Annotated in this window: 13 protein-coding genes; 3 read left to right on the forward strand and 10 right to left on the reverse strand. The window is 68.2% G+C overall.

Annotation, left to right across the window (positions count from 1 at the left end; genetic code table 11):
* Positions 1-197: 197 nt before the first annotated feature.
* Positions 198-1,175 carry a Bug family tripartite tricarboxylate transporter substrate binding protein gene (locus ACFPFG_RS21140; protein ID WP_183020796.1) on the forward strand — a complete coding sequence of 326 codons (978 nt, stop codon included), beginning with the start codon at positions 198-200 and terminating at the stop codon, positions 1,173-1,175.
* Positions 1,176-1,204: 29 nt separating this feature from the next.
* The gene (locus ACFPFG_RS21145; protein ID WP_380108139.1) at positions 1,205-2,065 is read left to right on the forward strand and encodes a creatininase family protein; all 861 of its coding nucleotides are present in this window, start codon (positions 1,205-1,207) and stop codon (positions 2,063-2,065) included.
* Between the two features lie 216 nt (positions 2,066-2,281).
* On the opposite strand, the gene ACFPFG_RS21150 is transcribed toward ACFPFG_RS21145, so the two are convergent.
* The 5 genes from ACFPFG_RS21150 to ACFPFG_RS21170 all read right to left on the reverse strand — a co-directional run bounded on the left by ACFPFG_RS21150 (position 2,282) and on the right by ACFPFG_RS21170 (position 7,334).
* Positions 2,282-3,256, reverse strand: a complete 975-nt coding sequence (locus tag ACFPFG_RS21150) for a Bug family tripartite tricarboxylate transporter substrate binding protein (protein WP_380108141.1) — start codon at positions 3,254-3,256, stop codon at positions 2,282-2,284.
* 119 nt (positions 3,257-3,375) lie between these two features.
* Positions 3,376-4,059, reverse strand: a complete 684-nt coding sequence (locus ACFPFG_RS21155; RefSeq protein ID WP_034398008.1) for a histidine phosphatase family protein — start codon at positions 4,057-4,059, stop codon at positions 3,376-3,378.
* 91 nt (positions 4,060-4,150) lie between these two features.
* The gene (locus ACFPFG_RS21160; protein WP_380108144.1) at positions 4,151-5,110 is read right to left on the reverse strand and encodes a PhzF family phenazine biosynthesis protein; all 960 of its coding nucleotides are present in this window, start codon (positions 5,108-5,110) and stop codon (positions 4,151-4,153) included.
* 210 nt (positions 5,111-5,320) lie between these two features.
* The gene (locus tag ACFPFG_RS21165; protein ID WP_197954717.1) at positions 5,321-6,499 is read right to left on the reverse strand and encodes an aminotransferase-like domain-containing protein; all 1,179 of its coding nucleotides are present in this window, start codon (positions 6,497-6,499) and stop codon (positions 5,321-5,323) included.
* 232 nt (positions 6,500-6,731) lie between these two features.
* Entirely contained in the window at positions 6,732-7,334 is a 603-nt protein-coding gene (locus ACFPFG_RS21170) for a LysE family translocator (RefSeq protein WP_380108147.1), read from the reverse strand.
* Between the two features lie 227 nt (positions 7,335-7,561).
* On the opposite strand from ACFPFG_RS21170, the gene ACFPFG_RS21175 reads away from it, so the two are divergent.
* The gene (locus tag ACFPFG_RS21175; RefSeq protein WP_183020802.1) at positions 7,562-9,013 is read left to right on the forward strand and encodes an aminotransferase-like domain-containing protein; all 1,452 of its coding nucleotides are present in this window, start codon (positions 7,562-7,564) and stop codon (positions 9,011-9,013) included.
* Positions 9,014-9,218: 205 nt separating this feature from the next.
* Here ACFPFG_RS21175 and ACFPFG_RS21180 read toward each other — a convergent pair whose 3' ends face one another.
* Genes ACFPFG_RS21180 through ACFPFG_RS21200 form a run of 5 tightly spaced genes read right to left on the reverse strand, consistent with a single transcriptional unit; the run spans position 9,219 to position 15,735 of the window.
* Positions 9,219-9,932: an RNA polymerase sigma factor FliA gene (locus ACFPFG_RS21180; RefSeq protein ID WP_012202528.1), complete on the reverse strand. Its 714-nt coding sequence runs from the start codon at positions 9,930-9,932 to the stop codon at positions 9,219-9,221.
* Between the two features lie 5 nt (positions 9,933-9,937).
* Positions 9,938-10,819: a hypothetical protein gene (locus tag ACFPFG_RS21185; RefSeq protein ID WP_183020803.1), complete on the reverse strand. Its 882-nt coding sequence runs from the start codon at positions 10,817-10,819 to the stop codon at positions 9,938-9,940.
* Positions 10,812-12,467 (reverse strand): flagellar biosynthesis protein FlhF, encoded by a 1,656-nt coding sequence (gene flhF, locus ACFPFG_RS21190; RefSeq protein WP_183020804.1) that lies wholly within the window; start codon positions 12,465-12,467, stop codon positions 10,812-10,814. The genes ACFPFG_RS21185 and flhF overlap by 8 nt, the downstream gene beginning before the upstream one ends.
* Positions 12,464-14,563: a flagellar biosynthesis protein FlhA gene (flhA, locus tag ACFPFG_RS21195; RefSeq protein ID WP_380108150.1), complete on the reverse strand. Its 2,100-nt coding sequence runs from the start codon at positions 14,561-14,563 to the stop codon at positions 12,464-12,466. Before flhA ends, flhF begins: the two co-directional genes overlap by 4 nt.
* On the reverse strand, positions 14,560-15,735 hold the full coding sequence (locus ACFPFG_RS21200) for an EscU/YscU/HrcU family type III secretion system export apparatus switch protein (RefSeq protein ID WP_380108152.1): 1,176 nt from the start codon (positions 15,733-15,735) through the stop codon (positions 14,560-14,562). The genes flhA and ACFPFG_RS21200 overlap by 4 nt, the downstream gene beginning before the upstream one ends.
* Positions 15,736-15,744: the final 9 nt, after the last annotated feature.

The raw sequence follows: 15,744 nt of genomic DNA on the forward strand, positions 1-15,744 counted from the left end.
CGGGGCGTGATCTTTGGTTCCCCTGGCTACAGGCGGCGATGGTAGCGGCCTGCGCCATGGAATCCTTTGTGCGTTTTCACAAGACGATTGGCAAAAGATATCGTTGCATAGGCGCTTGGTATTGGACAGGCGAAGGGTCCGCTGCCCATCATGGACCGGCCACCCATCCGGGATAGAGCAACACAAGGAGACAAGCCATGCAGGAGACATCTCGCCGCCACTTCCTGGCCGCCGGCGCGGCAGCGGCCGCAGCCTGGGGACTGCCGCAGCACGCAAGCGCGGCCGCTGCCTATCCCGACAAGTCCGTGCGCGTGATCGTGCCCTTTCCCGCAGGCGGCACCACCGACGTGGTGGCAAGGCTGGCCATGCAAAAGCTCGGGGAGCTGACCGGCCAGTCCTTCGTGGTGGACAACAAGGGCGGCGCCAACGGTGTCATCGGCACGGAACTGGCCGCCCGCGCCGCGCCCGACGGCTACACCCTGCTGATGAACACGGCAGGCGCGCAGACGCTGAGCCCCGTGCTCTACAAGACCAGCTACGAGGCGCTGTCCAGCTTCGAGCCCATCAGCCATCTGTGCGACGTGGGCTTCGTCCTCATCGCACGCAAGGACCTGCCCGTGAACAGCCTGCAGGAGCTGGTCGCCATGGCCAAACAGGGCAAGCCGTTGAGCGTGTCCTCGGGCAGCAGCATGATTTCGCTGATCACCGAGCAGTTCAAGAAGGTGATTGGCGCGCCGGGTATCGTCAACGCCCAGTACAAGGGCACGGCGCCGCAGATGCAGGCCGTGGTGGCGGGCGAGGTGGATTTCTCGTTCGACTCCTTCACCTCGGTGGAGATGATCCGCACGGGCAAGGTCAAGGCCCTGGCCGTGCTGCTGCCCCAGCGCGCCGAAGTCTTTCCCCAGGTGCCCACCATCAAGGAGGCCGGCGTGGACGGCATGGGCTTCAGCTCCTGGTCGGGCCTGCTGGCGCCCAAGGGCACGCCCCGCGACATCGTGGCCCAGCTCGCGCAGCAGATGGACAAGGTCATGCAGATGCCCGACGTGCTGGCCAAGCTGCGCAGCTACAGCTATGTGCCGCGCCGGGGAACGCCCGAGGAGTTCGCGCGGCTGATCGAGTCGGACAACGAGCGCTGGAAACGCATCGTCAGGGAATCCAACTTCAAGGTCGAATGAGACGCGGGGCGGGGGCTAAGATCATGGCCATGCCAAGCTCCCCGCCTCCACACACGTCCCTCGGTACCTGGCCATCGCGCTGGTGGGCCGAAGTATCGGCGCGCGATTTCGCGCTGGCCCAGACGGGGCTTGCCGCGGAAACCGTGGCGGTGCTGCCCGTGGCCGCCGTGGAGCAGCACGGCCCGCACCTGCCGATGTCCGTCGACGCCCGCCTGCTGCAGGGCGTGATCGATGCGACCCTGCCGCTGCTGCCGGCCGAGCTGCCCGTGCTCTTTCTTCCCCCGCAGAACATCGGCTTCAGCGTGGAGCACCAATCGTTTGCAGGCACGCTGACGCTGTCGCCCGCCACGGTGATCGCGCTGTGGACCGAGCTGGGCGCCTGCGTGGCACGCGCCGGCGTGCGCCGGCTGCTGCTGCTCAATGGCCATGGCGGACAGGTCAGCGTGATGGACATCGTGGCGCGCGAGCTGCGCATGCGCCATGGCCTGCTGGTCTATAGCAGCAGCTGGTTCGGCCTGGTGGACGATGCGGCCAATGCGCAGTTCAGTGCACACGAGCACCGCTTCGGCATCCATGGCGGCGAGGTCGAGACGTCGATGATGCTGCACCTGGCGCCTGCGACCGTGCGCATGGAGCATGCGCGGGACTTCCATTCCACTTCGGAGGATAGGGCGCGGCGGCATGCCTTGCTGGGCAATGGGCGAAGCGCGAAGATGGGCTGGGCCATCGAGGACTACAACGTTTGCGGGGCGGTGGGGAATGCTGCGGGGGCTACGGCCGAGCGGGGGGCCTTGATGGTGGAGGCTTCGGCTCGGGGGCTGGTGCGGTTGTTGTCCGAGATGGTTGCGCTGCCTGCGGATACTGTGGGGCGGGCGCCGGAGCCGTTGTAGGTTTGTTGCGGGGGCGTTTTTGGACCCTGCCGGGTGGTGGTTTTGCGAGGCCGGGAGTCGGCCCGGCGGCCGACCTACTTTCTTGCCGCGCAGCAAGAAAGTAGGCAAAGAAATGCGCCCGAATGTCCGCGACCCCTTCGCTGCGCTGCGGGGCCACCTGCGTCGTGGCGGCTGCGGGGAGTTTGCTCGGGCCTTTGCTTCGCTCGGCCTATTCCTTTATTGCTTGGGGATCTTGGCCTGGACGATCACGTCGCCCCAGCGCTTGATTTCCGACTGCAGCAATTGCGCGGTCTGCTCGGGCGTGCTGGACTGGGCCTGGACGTTCATTTCGCGCAGTTTCTGCGTGACTTCGGGGGAGTTCACGGCGGCGGCGATTTCCTTGTTCAGGCGGGCGATGATTTCCGGGGGGGTCTTGGCGGGGGCGGCCAGGGCGTTCCAGGAGGAGGCGACGAAGCCCTTGACGCCTGACTCCTGGGCCGTGGGCACGCCGGGCAGCAGGGCCGAGCGCTTGTCGCCGGTGATGGCCAGCAGGTTGACGGCCTTGGAGTTGATCTGGCCCATGATGGGCGTGAGGATTTCCACGGCCGCGTCGATCTGCCTGCCGCGCAGGGCCGTGACCACGGCAGGGGTGCCGTTGAAGGGCACGATCTGGGCGTCGATGCCGGCCGTGGTCTTGAACAGTTCGGCTGCCAGATGCTGGGTGCTGCCGATGGCGATGCTGCCGATGTTGAGCTTGCCGGGGTTGGCCTTGGCCCAGGCCACCAGCTCGCCCAGGTTCTTGAAGCGCGAGTCGCTGGCGGTGAGCACGCCGATGTCGAAGTAGCCCAGGGTGGAAATCGGCGTGAAGTCCTTGACCATGTCGAAGGGCAGCTGGTTGAACAGCCCCACGGTGACGGCACTGCCGTTGGACATGAGGAACAGCGTGTGCCCGTCGGGCGCGGACTTGGCCACGGTGTCGGCGGCGACGATGCCGCCTGCGCTGGGCTTGTTGTCGATGATGACGGGCTGGCCCAGTTGCGAGGCCAGCTTTTGCGCGACGACGCGCGAGGTGACGTCGGCCACGCCGCCCGCGCCAAAGGGCACGACGATGCGGATGGGCTTGTTCGAGAGGGGTTGGGCCTGGCTGGTGATGGCGGCCAGCAGCAGGGTCGCGCAGGCCAGTGCGCTGCGCGTGAAACGGCGTTTGTTCATGGGTCTTTTGTCTCCTGGCCGGCGAGTTTGGCGCAAAAGCGCAGGCCGGCCCAGAGCGCCCGTGTTCTGGCTGCTATGCCCTGGCGCGATAGCTGTGTGACAGCGTTGCCGGGGGCGGCTCAGGCGTGGGTGATCCAGCTGCGGTGCTCGTCCGTGTCCAGGTGGTTGAGCGTGTTGAAGGTCTGCAGCATCAGGCGCTTGGGGCTGGTGGTGAACTCGGTCACGGCGCTGTTGCGGATGCGCATGTTCAGCGCAATGGTGACCTCGGGCGAGGTGCCCAGCACATGGCCCACGGCCGTGGAGATGGGGCCGCCGCTGCTGACCAGGAGCACGTTTTCGTCGGCATGCTCGTGGCGCACGCGCTCCAGCACCTGGCGCACGCCGCCCGAGAAATCATCCCAGCTGGGCATGCCTTTGGGGCTGATGGTGCCGGCCATCCACTGGGCCAGGGCATCGCACAGCAGGCGGAAGTGGTGGCGGTACAGCTCGGGCGTATCGGGCTTGGGCAGGGGCGCCGGATGGATGGCCTGCAGCAGCGCGCCGCTGTCGTATTCATCGAGGCCTGCAAGCGCTTGGGTGCGGTGCTGCTCGGCAGGCAGGCTGCCCAGGCCGTCGGCGATGCCGGCCAGCGTCTGCGCATGGCGGCGCAGCGTGCCCGTGTAGACAGCGTCGAAGCGCAGGCCGCGCTCTCGCCAGTAGGCACCCAGCCTTTGCGACTGCGCCGTGCCGCGCTCGCTGAGCTGGTCGTAGTCTTCGGCACCAAACGAGGCCTGGCCATGGCGCACAAGATAGAGGGTTCCCATGGCGCGGATTGTGGCCAGCGCCGGCGCCGGCGTTTGTCCTGCGGGCGACTGGCTGCCGCCTTGGCGACAGATTCCGGCAACCCGGCAGGCCCTACAACAGCACCTGGCCGCTCACGCATTCCACGACATGGCCGCCTATCCACAGCGCGCCCTGCGCGTCCTCGCTGACATGCACGCGACCGTCGCGCCCCACGCAGCAGCCCTGGCTGGCGATGTAGGGCGCACGCAGCAGGCCTTCGCCGCGCAGCCACAGGGCCAGGCTGGCGTTGAGGCTGCCGGTGACGGGGTCTTCGGTGACGCCGACGGGGCTGGCGAAGCCGCGCACTTCCAGGCGGGGGGCGGCATCCGTCTCGGCTGCGGCTGGCCGCTGGCCCGTGGCAAAGGCGCGGGCCTCGCGGCTGCTGCGGCCGATCAGTGCCGGTGCATCTTGCGCGCTTTCGTACAACGCGCAGGCGCCCACCTTGGTGTTCAGCGCCTTGAGCCTTGCATGGTCAGGCTCCAGCGCCAGCACCTGGTCGGGGTGCTCGAAGAGCACGCCCATCCAGCGCGGGCCGTTGTCCAGCCAGGCCGCACGCAGGATCTGGCCGCGTTCTGCGCCCAGCGCGGCCGCCACGTCATCCAGCAGGCCGGGCTCCACGTCGCCGATGTCGGTGGACGGTGCCTGAAAGGCCAGGCGCCCGTCCTGGCGCACGATGCCGATCAGCCCCTTGGCGCATTCCTGCACGATGCGCCGGGCCTGCTGAGGCACGCCGCCCTGCGCCAGCCAGGCGTGGCAGCTGCCCAGCGTGGGATGGCCGGCAAAGGGCAGCTCGCCGCCCGGCGTGAAGATGCGCACGCGGTAGTCGGCGCCTGCAGCGCGGCCGGCCTCGGTGGGTGGCAGCACGAAGGTGGTCTCGGACAGATTGGTCCAGGCCGCGAAGGACTGCATCTGCGCATCGGTCAACCCGGTGGCGTCGAGCACGACGGCCAGCGGATTGCCCAGGTAGGGCCGTGCCGTGAACACATCCACGGTCATGAAGGGGCGCTGGCGGGAGACGTATGCAGGTGTCATGGCAATGGGCAGATGGAAGGGAGGATGGAAAAGCCGACAGCAAGCCGGACTTTGGTTCGACTGCGTGTCGGCTTCCCCCTGGCCCAAGCAGGTAACTGGCCCAAACACCAGGGACGCCGAGCAAGAGCCGCCTCGCGGCGAGGGCGTCGTCCCCCTCCCTTGCGAAGCAAGTAGAGAGGGGGAAGCGGCGCTAGCCGCTCAGGGGGTGGTTTACATCGTGGAGCGGATGGCGTCGGCCAGGGCGGCGATGCCCTTGTCGATCTGCTCGGCCGACACCGTCACGTAGGACAGGCGCAGCGTGTTGGCCTGGGGCTCGTCCGCATAGAACGGCGCGCCTGGCACGAAGGCCGTGCCGCGTTCCACGGCGGCGGGCAGCAGCTTTTGCGCATCCATGCCCTGGGGCAGGCGAACCCACAGGAACATGCCGCCCACGGGACGGGTCCACTGCACGTCCAGGCCGGCCATTTCGCGTTCCAGCGCGGCCAGCATGGCGTCGCGCTGGCGCTTGTACATGGCGCGGATGGTGGGCACATGGCGGTCCAGGAAGCCGTCCTTGATGACCTCGGAGACCACGCGCTGGTTGAAGCCCGGCGTGTGCAGGTCGGCCGCCTGCTTGGCCTGCAGCAGCTTGTTGTAGACGGACTTGGGCGCGACCAGGAAGCCGATGCGCAGGCCCGGGGCCAGCACCTTGGAGAAGGAGCCCAGGTAGATCACGCCTTCCGGGTTGCGCGCGGCCAGCGGCAGGGCAGGGGCCTGCTCGAACCACAGGTCGCCGTAGGGGTTGTCCTCGATCAGCGGGATGTTGAGTTCGCGCGCCTTGTCCACCAGGGCCTGGCGGCGTGCCTCGGCCATGGTGCGGCCGGTGGGGTTCTGGAAGTTGGGCAGCACGTAGGCCAGGCGGGCCTTGTCGGCGCCGGTGCCGGCCTTGGCGGCGAAGTCCTCGACGAGGATGCCGTCGTCATCGCTGTCCACGCCCACGGGAATCGGTTCCTGCGGTGCAAAGGCCTGCAGAGCGCCCAGGTAGGTAGGCTTTTCGACCAGCATGCGGCTGCCACGGTCCAGGAAGACCTTGCCAATCAGGTCCAGCGCCTGCTGCGAGCCCGTGGTGATCAGCACCTGGTCGGGGTCCACTTCCCAGGGCAGGAAGTCGGCCACGGCCTGGCGCAGGGGGGCGAAGCCCTCGCTGGTGGCGTACTGCAGGGCCGAGGCGCCATCGCGCTGCATCACGGTCTGGCAGGCCTGGGTGAACTCGTCCAGCGGAAAGGCCAGCGGCGAGGGCAGGCCGCCCGCCATGCTGATGATGCCGGGACGGTCGGTGAGCTTGAGGATTTCGCGGATGGCGGAGGGGTTCATCTTGGCAGCACGGTCTGCCAGCGTCCAGGTCGTCATAAAAAAACAGTTCTAGGTCTTGCGGTGCCCGCCATGCGGGCGGACTGGTATGGATTGCCATGCCGTCGTGGGGCACGGGCCGGCCGCATGTGAAGAGCGGAGTGCGGATGGCGCGCCCGCTCTTGCGCCGGCAATGAGGGTATTTTGTCGCGGCCGTGAAGGGTCTGCGCATCCTCCCTTCAATAGCTGGGCAGGCCAGTACGGCCTTTGCCTGGGCGTGGGTGGAGGACCCTCATGCGGCCACCATCCACATCGCCGTCAGCGCCAGCATGGTCGCCATGGCACGGTTGAACCACAGCAGCCTGCGTCCCTGGGCCAGCCAGTGGCGCAGCAGGGCGCCCACGCAGGCATACAGCAGATTGCTGAAAAAGGCATAGGCGGCCATGACGGGCAGCACCACGGTCAGGCGCTCGGTCAGGTCCTCGCGCCCCGCCAGCCAGCCGGCGACGATGGCCAGCGCCAGCAGCCAGGCCTTGATGTTCACGAATTGCAGTCCCACGCCCTGCCAGAAGCCCACCTGCAGCTGCTGCGGCGATTGCAGCGAAGCCATCTGCGCGCTGCGGCTCAGGCGCCAGGCCATCCACAGCAGGTAGCCGATGCCGGCGGCCTTGACCAGCCACAGCATCAGCGGCGCCGCGACAATGGCCGCGCCCACGCCGGCCGTGCTCAGTACCAGCAGCACGCACCAGCCCACGGGCACGGCCAGGACGAAGCGCAGCGCCGGGCGCAGGCCGTGGTTGGCGGCCAGGGCCGTGGACAGCGTGGTGTTGGGACCGGGGCTGAAGCTCATGGAAGCGGCGAGCAGCAGCAAGGCGGTGAGTTCGGACGGTGGCATGAGGCGGTGGCCCCGAAGGTCTCCATACAGGCGGCAGGGGCTGTTGGGGAGGAGGGCCCGGCAGGCCTTCTCCGCAGCACGAATGCATGAAATATAGGTGCAAGACCTGTACAGTGCCAATACAGTTGAACCCTCAATTGCATGTTCTGTATTGGTGCCTATCCCGATACAGTGACTTTCTGGTGACCCCTTCGCAGCCGTTTGCAGCCGTTCACACCCGTTTCCGCATGACCGTTCCCCTCTCGCGGCTGGCGCCGCAGACCCTGAGCACCCAGCTGGCCGAGCGCCTGGGAGAGCGCATCCGCATGCGGCTGCTGCCTGCGGGCGCACGCCTGCCTTCGGTGCGCGAATGCGCGCGCCAGCAGGGCGTGAGCACGCACACGGTGGTGGCCGCCTATGACCTGCTGCAGGCCCAGGGCCTGGTCGAGGCACGGCCGCAAAGCGGCTTCTTCGTGCGCGACTTCGTGCAGGATGCGCCGCTGCTGCAGCCCGAACAGGCCCGGGCCATCCCCGCCGAGGAGGCCCCTGGCGTGCCCAAGGGCACGCGCATCAATGCCTCCATGCTGGTGCGCGGCATGTTCCACCAGAGCGTGGGCGGCAGGCCGCAGCCCGGTGCGGGCGTGCTGCCGGCCGAGTGGCTGGAGGCCGGCTTCCTGGCGGCGGCCATGCGCAAGGCCTGCTCGGGCAAGTCCCTGCACGACTCCTGCGTGGGCTACGGCGACCCGCTGGGCGACATCGGCCTGCGCGAGGCGCTGTCGCGGCGCCTGGCGCGCCTGGGCATTGCGGCGGCGCCGCAGCACATCATCACCACCATGGGCGCAACGCATGGGCTGGACGTGGTCAGCCGCGCCCTGCTGCAGCCGGGCGACCCGGTGATGGTGGAGGAACCCGGCTGGGCCGTGGAATTCGCGCGCCTGGCATCGCTGGGCATGCGCGTGCTGCCCGTGCCGCGCGGCCCCGACGGGCCGGACCTGGCCGTGATGCAGCGCTACTGCGAAAGCTGCGCACCCAAGCTCTACGTCAGCGTGAGCGTGCTGCACAACCCCACCGGCTACAGCCTGTCACCGGCCAGCGCCCACGAGGTGCTGCAGCTGGCGCGGCGATTCGGCTTCTACGTGGTGGAGGACGATACCTATGGCGAGATCGCTCCCGACCACGCCGCGCGCATGACCGTGCTGGACCGGCTCAGCCACAGCATCTATGTGAGCGGCTTCGCCAAACTGCTGGCGCCCAACTGGCGCGTGGGCTACCTGGCGCCCCCGCCCGCCCTGGTGGAGCGCCTGGTGGACACCAAGCTGCTGTCCACGCTCACCACCCCCTCGCTGATGGAACGCGCCCTGGCCCACTGCATGGACCAGGGCCAGCTGCGCCGCCATGCCGAGCGCCTGCGCCAGCACCTGGCCCAGGCCCGCATGCGCAGCGTGGCACTGGCCCAGCAGGCCGGCGCCCGCTTCGCGGCCGAGCCGGCCGGCATGTTCGGCTGGGTGGACACCGGCGTGGATACCGAAACCCTGGCCCAGCGCCTGCTGGACGCCGGCTACTTCATCGCCCCCGGCACCATGTTCCACGCCGGCCGCCAGCCCAGCACCTGCATGCGCATCAACTTCGCCACCACGCAGGAGCCCGCCTTCTGGCGCATCTTCGAGCGCGAAGTCCAGGCCATGCGCGGCAGCGCATAGAAAAGGGAATGGGAGAGGGAAAAGGGGGCGGAAGGCTGGGAAGGCGGCATCGATCCGCAAACATAGATCAGACCAGCAGCGCCAAAACCCGGCGCGCCCCAAAACGAGAGACAGCAGCCCCGCAGCGAGGCTGTCGTCCCCCTCCCCCGCGCAGCGGGTAGAGAGGGGGAAGGCGCGTCAGCGCCTCATCAGGGGGTGCCCCCAGTCAATGCGCCCGCATCTTCGTGCGAAGACGCGCGATCGCCTGGCTGTGCAGCTGGCACACGCGCGATTCGGTCACGCCGAGCACGGCGGCGATTTCCTTGAGGTTCATGTCGTGCTCGTAGTACATGCCCATGATGTACTGCTCGCGCTCGGGCAGGGCCTTGATGGCTTCGACCAGGGCCACGCGCAGGCGATGGTCGCGCAGCAGGGCAAAGGGATCGGCGCCGCTGTCGGCCACGTGGCGTTCGAGGAAGTCCTCGCCCTCGTCGCCGCCCGACATGTCCTCCAGATACACCAGCTGCGTGCCGCGCACCTTGCCCAGCAGCGACTGGTAGTCGTCCAGGTCCATGCCCAGCTCGTCGGCGATCTCGGATTCCAGCGGCGTGCGCCCCAGGCGCTGCTCCAGGCGGTGCAGCGCGTGCTCTATGTCCTTTTGGCTCTTGCGGGAGCTGCGGCTCATCCAGTCGCCTTCGCGCAGCTCATCGAGCATGGCGCCACGGATGCGCTGGCTGGCGAAGGTCTCGAATTGCACGCCCTGCTCGCTCTCGAAGCGGGACAGGGCTTCGGCCAGGCCGATCATTCCGACCTGTATCAGATCATCAAGCTCCACATTGGGAGGCAGCTTGGCGATCATGTGCAGCGCGATCCGGCGTACCAGGGGTACATGCCGACGGATCAGTGCATCGCGGTCGAGTTGGCCTTTGGCGGTGTACATGGCGGTCAGTGGCTCCAGGCATGGGATGCGGGCAGCGGCGCGAAGCCGGCGGCCAGATCCTGGCCGCCATGTGGCAACACGCTGCCCGCATGGTTGAGCAGTTGCAGCGCCAGGCGCTGCAAGTCCGGTGCATGGTGCAGGCGCACGGGCAGCAGCCCCGGCGCATGGCCCAGGTGGCGCTGCGCGCAGCGCATCAGCGCGTCGATCTGGGACTGCATCTGTTGCGCGTCCTCGGCCTGGCTGCGGGCGCCTGTCTGTCCACGGCGCCAATCGTAGCTGGTCACGCCCAGGTCGTCAGGGTTGGGCAGCAGCGGCGCCAGCAGGCAGCGCAGGCCGGCATGCATGGCCAGCTGCTTGAGCTGGCGGTAGCAGCCCAGCACGCGGGTGCCTTGTTCGGGCAGCACCATCAGCGGGTGCACGGCCTGGCCGGCCAGGTTGCTGGCCAGCGTGTCGGCATTGGCATACAGCATGACGATGGCGTAGCCGCGCACGTGGCGCTGCAGCCACTGCATGGGCGTCATGCCGGCCTGGCGCGCCTGCTGGGGCAGCAGCTCCAGCCCCTGGCGGGCGGGCAGCACGGCCACCGAGCTGTGGCGGGGATCGGGGTGCAGGCCGGTACGGGCCTGCCAGGCGCTTTGCTGCAGCAGCTGCGCCAGGCCCGGCGCGTCGGCGGCCTCGCCCTGGCCGGCATCCAGCACGAGGACGGGCAGGCCCAGGCGCTGCAGGCTGGCGCAGACCGGCCACAGCAGGGATTGTTCGGCCTGGCCCTGCGGGTCGGTGGCCGTATCGCGCAGCATGGCCAGCACGCGCAGGCCCATGGGGGCGGCGGCGCCGGGCTGGCCGTGCAGGCCCAGGCCCTGGTGCAACTGGGGGAAGGTTTCAAGCATGGTGGATCTCGCCTTCCGTGCTGGGGCTGGACGGTGTGAAGAAGAAGTCCAGGTCCAGTGCCTTGGGATCGAAGGCCGAGCGGGTGGCGGCGCGCATGGAGGCGGAGACCAGTTGCTGCGCATCGGCGCGTTCCCAGTCTTCGGGCACGCGCTGGCCGTTGGTCACGCCGCGCAGCTGCATCTGGTGGCGGATCAGCGTGTCCACCGAGGGGCCGAGCTTCACGGCCTCGTCCACCTTGGTGAGGATGGCCTGGCTGGAGCCGCGCGCCTTGAAGGCCTGCATCACATCGTCCAGCGCATCGCCCTGGCCGGCCGCGTTCACGGCCAGCAGTTTCTGGATGCCGGGCAGGTCCAGCAGGTCGAGGATCTCGTCCTTGCGCGGATCGCGCGGGGCCACGCCCGTGGTGTCGATCAGCACCAGCTGCTTGTTGGCCAGCAGGCCCAGCAGGTCCTGCAGCGCGGCGCGGTCATGGGCCAGGTGGGCCACCACGCCCAGCATGCGGCCATAGGAGCGCAACTGGTCGTGGGCGCCGACGCGGTAGGTGTCCAGGGTGATCAGGCCGACGCTGGCGGCGCCGTACTTGGCTGCGCACAGGGCGGCCAGCTTGGCCGTGGTCGTGGTCTTGCCCACGCCGGTGGAGCCCACCAGGGCGAAGACGCCGCCTTGCTCGTACAGCGGTGCCTGGTCGGCGTCGGTGCGCAGATTGCGTTCCAGCACCTGCATCAGCCAGCGCACGGCATCGCCGGCAGACAGGTCCTGGGGCATGTGCTCGACCAGGGCGCGGGCCAGCACGGGGGAGTAGCCCGCGCGGATCAGCTTGTGCGTGAGGTTGGCGTGGATGGGGTTCTGGCGCGTCTGGCCCAACCAGGTCAGGGTGTTGAAGCGCTCTTCGATCAGGTCGCGCACGGACTGCAGCTCATCGCGCAGTGCCTGGGAGGCCATGGTCGGTGCGGGCTCGCTGCGCAGGGGCTCGCGCAATGGCGCTTCGGCGCTGGCGCGCAGCGGGTTGTGGCGGGCCACGGAAGGCGCGGGCTGTGCCTTGAACGGCTGCTGTGCCGCCATGGGCGCGGAGGCCGGTGCTTCGCGCAGGGCGTCGCCCAGGCTGCGGCGCTGGGCAAAGCTGGGCAGCGGCTCGTCAACGCCGGCCTCATGGCGGCGGCGCAGCATGCGTTCGCGCACATAGTCCTGGAAGGACAGGGTGCTCATGGCCAGCTGTTCGGTGTCTTCCTGCACGCTTTGGCGCAGGCCGGCCGGCTCGGCACCGTCTGCCGACAGCGAGGCTGCCTGCGAGATGGCCTGTGCAATCGCCGACGACGTTGCCTGGGAAGCACGCGATGGAGCCGCCTGCGCGGTCTGCAGTGCCGGCTGCGCCGTGCGCGGCTGGGTCCGCGCCTGGATCAACTGAGCCTGCACCTGCGGGCGCAGGCCCGTGGTTTCCTCTGCGGAGCGGCGCTCGATGGCCTGCTGCAGCGGCGTGCTGCTGGCAGCGGCCTTGCTGTGCTCCAGCGTGTCCTCGGCCGTGGCCATGACCTCCACACCATCGGGCGTGTTGCGGTTGGAAAGGATCAGGGTGCCCGCTCCGAAAGCCATGCGCGCCTTGGCCAGGGCCTCGCGGGAGGTGGGGGCGTAGAAGCGTTTGATGTTCATGCGGATGCACCTTTAAGAATCGAGCCGATGCGGATGGTGTGCGTTTCGGGAATCTCGCTGTGGGCGAGAACCTGCAGACGCGGCGCCACGCGACGCACCAGGCGGGCAATGGAATTGCGGATGGAATCGGGTACCAGCAGGCAGGCAGGCAGGCCCAGCTCTTCTTGCTGGTTGGCCATGTCGGCCGCCTTCTGGGTGAGGATCTCGGCCACGCCGGGATCCAGTGAGGGGGAGCCGGGGTTGGACAGCGCCTGCACCAGCAGGCGTTCGAGTCCGGGCTCGATGGCGATGACGTTCAGCTCGCGGGTCGGGCCGTAGATCTGCTGGACGATGGAAGGCGACAGCGCAATGCGCACGCGGCGGGCCAGCTCGGCAGGGTCCTGCGTGGTCGAGGAGTGCTCGGCCAGCGTCTCGATGATGGTGCGGATGTCACGCACGTGCACCGAGTCCTCCAGCAGCAGCTGGAGCACTTTCTGGAACGTCGTGATGGACACCATTTTCGGAATGACTTCTTCGATCAGCTTGGGAGCCAGTTTGGCCACATGCTCCACCAACTGCTGCGTCTCGGTACGGCTGATCAGCTTGGCTGCATGCACTTGCATCAAGTGTGACAAATGGGTGGCCATCACGGTTTCCGAATCAACCACGGTAAAGCCTGCCATTTGTGCCGCTTCCTTCTGGCGTTCGTCGATCCAGTGGGCGGGCAGGCCGAAGGCCGGGTCGGTGGTCTGGGTGCCGATCAGCGGGGTGCTGATGCCGCCCGGATTGATGGCCAGGAACATGCCGGGGAAGGCCTCGCCCTCGCCCACCATCACGCCGCGCAGGGTGATGCGGTAGGCGCTGGGCTTGAGCTCCAGGTTGTCGCGCACATGCACGGCCGGGGGCAGGAAGCCCACTTCCTGGGCGAACTTGCGGCGCACGCCCTTGATGCGGGTCAGCAGGTCGCCCTGGCGGCCCTTGTCCACCAGGGTGATCAGGCGGTAGCCCAGCTCCAGGCCCAGCAGGTCCACGGGCTGCAGGTCGTCCCAGGTGGCTTCGCCGTCGCTGGGCGCGGCCACGGGTGCGGGCGCCTGGGCCTGCTGGGAGGCGCGCTCCTGCTGGCGGCGCGAGAGCATCCAGGCCAGCCAGCCCAGCAGCGCGCCCGTGCACAGGAAAACGACGTGCGGCATGCCCGGAATGACGCCCAGCAGGCCCAGCACGCCGGCCGTGATGCCCAGTACCTTGGGCGACATGAACAGCTGCTGCGCGATCTGCTGGCCCATGTCGGTTTCCTTGCCCACGCGCGAGATCACCATGGCCGCGGCCACCGAGATCAGCAGGCCGGGGATCTGCGCGACCAGCGCATCGCCCACGGCCAGCAGGATGTAGCTGTCGGCGGCCTGGCCGGCCGACAGGCCGTGCTGGATCATGCCGATGGCGAAGCCGCCGATGATGTTGATCACCAGGATCAGGATGCCGGCGACCGCGTCGCCGCGCACGAACTTGCTGGCACCGTCCATGGAGCCGAAGAAATTGGCCTCTTCCTGCACCTCGGCGCGGCGGCGCTTGGCTTCCTTTTCGTCGATCAGGCCGGCGTTCAGGTCGGCGTCCACGGCCATCTGCTTGCCGGGCATGGCGTCCAGGGTGAAGCGGGCCGAGACTTCGGCGATACGCTCGGCACCCTTGGTGATCACCACGAAGTTGATCACCACCAGGATGGCGAACACGATCAGGCCGACGGCGAAGTTGCCTCCGATCAGGAAGTGGCCGAAGGCCTCGATCACCGCGCCGGCCGCGCCGGGGCCGGTGTGGCCCTCCAGCAGCACCACGCGGGTGGAGGCCACGTTCAGCGACAGGCGCATCAGCGTGGTCAGCAGCAGCACCGACGGGAAGGCCGCGAAGTCCAGCGGCCGGATCATGTAGGCCGCCACCATCATCACCATCAGCGCCACGGCGATGTTCAGCGTGAAGAAGGTGTCCAGCAGCCACGGCGGAATGGGCAGCACCATCAGCGCCAGGATGGCCACCACCAGCAGCGGCGCCATCAGGCCCTGAGCGAACTTGGCGTTCTCGCTCGACCACATCGATTGCAGGGATTGGAGCGGATTCGTCGTCATGGAGCAGTACCTTCAGTGGTCGCGGCGGCGCCTGGCGCGCGGCGGCCCTGGTGCGGATCGAGTTCGGCGGGCACGACGGGTTCGCCGAGATCGCCAGGCATGGGGCCTTCGCCGCGCAGTGCGGCCTTCAGGCGGTAGACATAGGCCAGGACCTGGGCCACGGCCGTGTACAGCGCGGCGGGAATGGCCTGGTCCAGGTCGGCGTGCGCGTACAGGGCGCGCGCCAGCATCGGGGATTCGAGCACCGGTATCTTGTGGGCGCCCGCGACTTCGCGGATCTTCAGCGCCACCAGGTCCGTGCCCTTGGCGATGACCTGCGGGGCGGCCATGGTCTTTTCGTCGTAGCGCAGCGCCACGGCATAGTGCGTGGGGTTGGTGACCACGAAGTCGGCGCGCGGCACGGCGTTGACGCTGGCGCGGTCGGCGATCTCGCGCTGCTTCTGGCGGATCTTGCTCTTGATCTGCGGGTTGCCGTCGGACTCCTTGTGCTCCTGCTTGACTTCCTCGTGGCTCATCTTCAGGCGCGACTTGAACAGGTAGGCCTGCAGCGGCACGTCGATCACGGCCATCAGGAATACCACCAGCAACAGCAGGGCCACGCCGCTGGCCAGCCACTGGCCGGTCATGGTCAGCGCCATGGCCGAAGGCTGGGAGGAGATGGCGGCGATCTCGGCGAGATGGCTGCTCATGAACTTCCAGGCCACGAAGGCGAGGATGGCCGTCATCACCACCATCTTCGCCACGGTGACCATCTGCTGCTTGGAAAACAGATTGGTCAGGCCCGACAGCGGATTGAGGCGGTTGAACTGCGGCTGTATGGGCTTGAGGCTCAGGATCCAGCCGCCGGCCAGCATGCCCGACACCAGGGCCGCACCGGTGGTCACGGCGGCAACGACCAGGGAAATCTTCAGGCCCAGGCTGCCCATGGACAGCATGCGCTCCATCATCAGGGCCGGCGTCTTGGCCGTGTGTGCGTCGAACACCAGTTGCTGGGCCAGTGCCATGCGCATGTGCTGGATCAGGGGCTCGGCGCCCATCAGCATCATCAGCGCACCCGTGCCCAGAATGGCCAGGTGGGACAGGTCCCGGGAGCGCGCACCCTGGCCGTCAGAACGCGTTTTCTGCAGTTTGCGTTCGGTGGCGGGAAGGCTTTTGTCTTGGCTGGAGTCCATGGCGCAATG

Source organism: Delftia deserti, from assembly GCF_042653485.1.
In the GTDB taxonomy this organism is placed as follows: Bacteria; Pseudomonadota; Gammaproteobacteria; order Burkholderiales; family Burkholderiaceae_C; genus Comamonas; species Comamonas acidovorans.

Bases quoted from the DNA above. Each gene is read 5' to 3' on its own strand.
- ACFPFG_RS21165 (WP_197954717.1), bottom strand. From the start codon at position 6,499: ATGACGACCTGGACGCTGGCAGACCGTGCTGCCAAGATGAACCCCTCC.
- ACFPFG_RS21145 (WP_380108139.1), top strand. From the start codon at position 1,205: ATGCCAAGCTCCCCGCCTCCACACACGTCCCTCGGTACCTGGCCATCG.
- ACFPFG_RS21160 (WP_380108144.1), bottom strand. From the start codon at position 5,110: ATGACACCTGCATACGTCTCCCGCCAGCGCCCCTTCATGACCGTGGAT.
- ACFPFG_RS21175 (WP_183020802.1), top strand. From the start codon at position 7,562: ATGACCGTTCCCCTCTCGCGGCTGGCGCCGCAGACCCTGAGCACCCAG.
- ACFPFG_RS21155 (WP_034398008.1), bottom strand. From the start codon at position 4,059: ATGGGAACCCTCTATCTTGTGCGCCATGGCCAGGCCTCGTTTGGTGCC.
- ACFPFG_RS21200 (WP_380108152.1), bottom strand. From the start codon at position 15,735: ATGGACTCCAGCCAAGACAAAAGCCTTCCCGCCACCGAACGCAAACTG.
- flhA (WP_380108150.1), bottom strand. From the start codon at position 14,563: ATGACGACGAATCCGCTCCAATCCCTGCAATCGATGTGGTCGAGCGAG.
- ACFPFG_RS21140 (WP_183020796.1), top strand. From the start codon at position 198: ATGCAGGAGACATCTCGCCGCCACTTCCTGGCCGCCGGCGCGGCAGCG.
- ACFPFG_RS21180 (WP_012202528.1), bottom strand. From the start codon at position 9,932: ATGTACACCGCCAAAGGCCAACTCGACCGCGATGCACTGATCCGTCGG.
- ACFPFG_RS21170 (WP_380108147.1), bottom strand. From the start codon at position 7,334: ATGCCACCGTCCGAACTCACCGCCTTGCTGCTGCTCGCCGCTTCCATG.
- flhF (WP_183020804.1), bottom strand. From the start codon at position 12,467: ATGAACATCAAACGCTTCTACGCCCCCACCTCCCGCGAGGCCCTGGCC.
- ACFPFG_RS21150 (WP_380108141.1), bottom strand. From the start codon at position 3,256: ATGAACAAACGCCGTTTCACGCGCAGCGCACTGGCCTGCGCGACCCTG.
- ACFPFG_RS21185 (WP_183020803.1), bottom strand. From the start codon at position 10,819: ATGCTTGAAACCTTCCCCCAGTTGCACCAGGGCCTGGGCCTGCACGGC.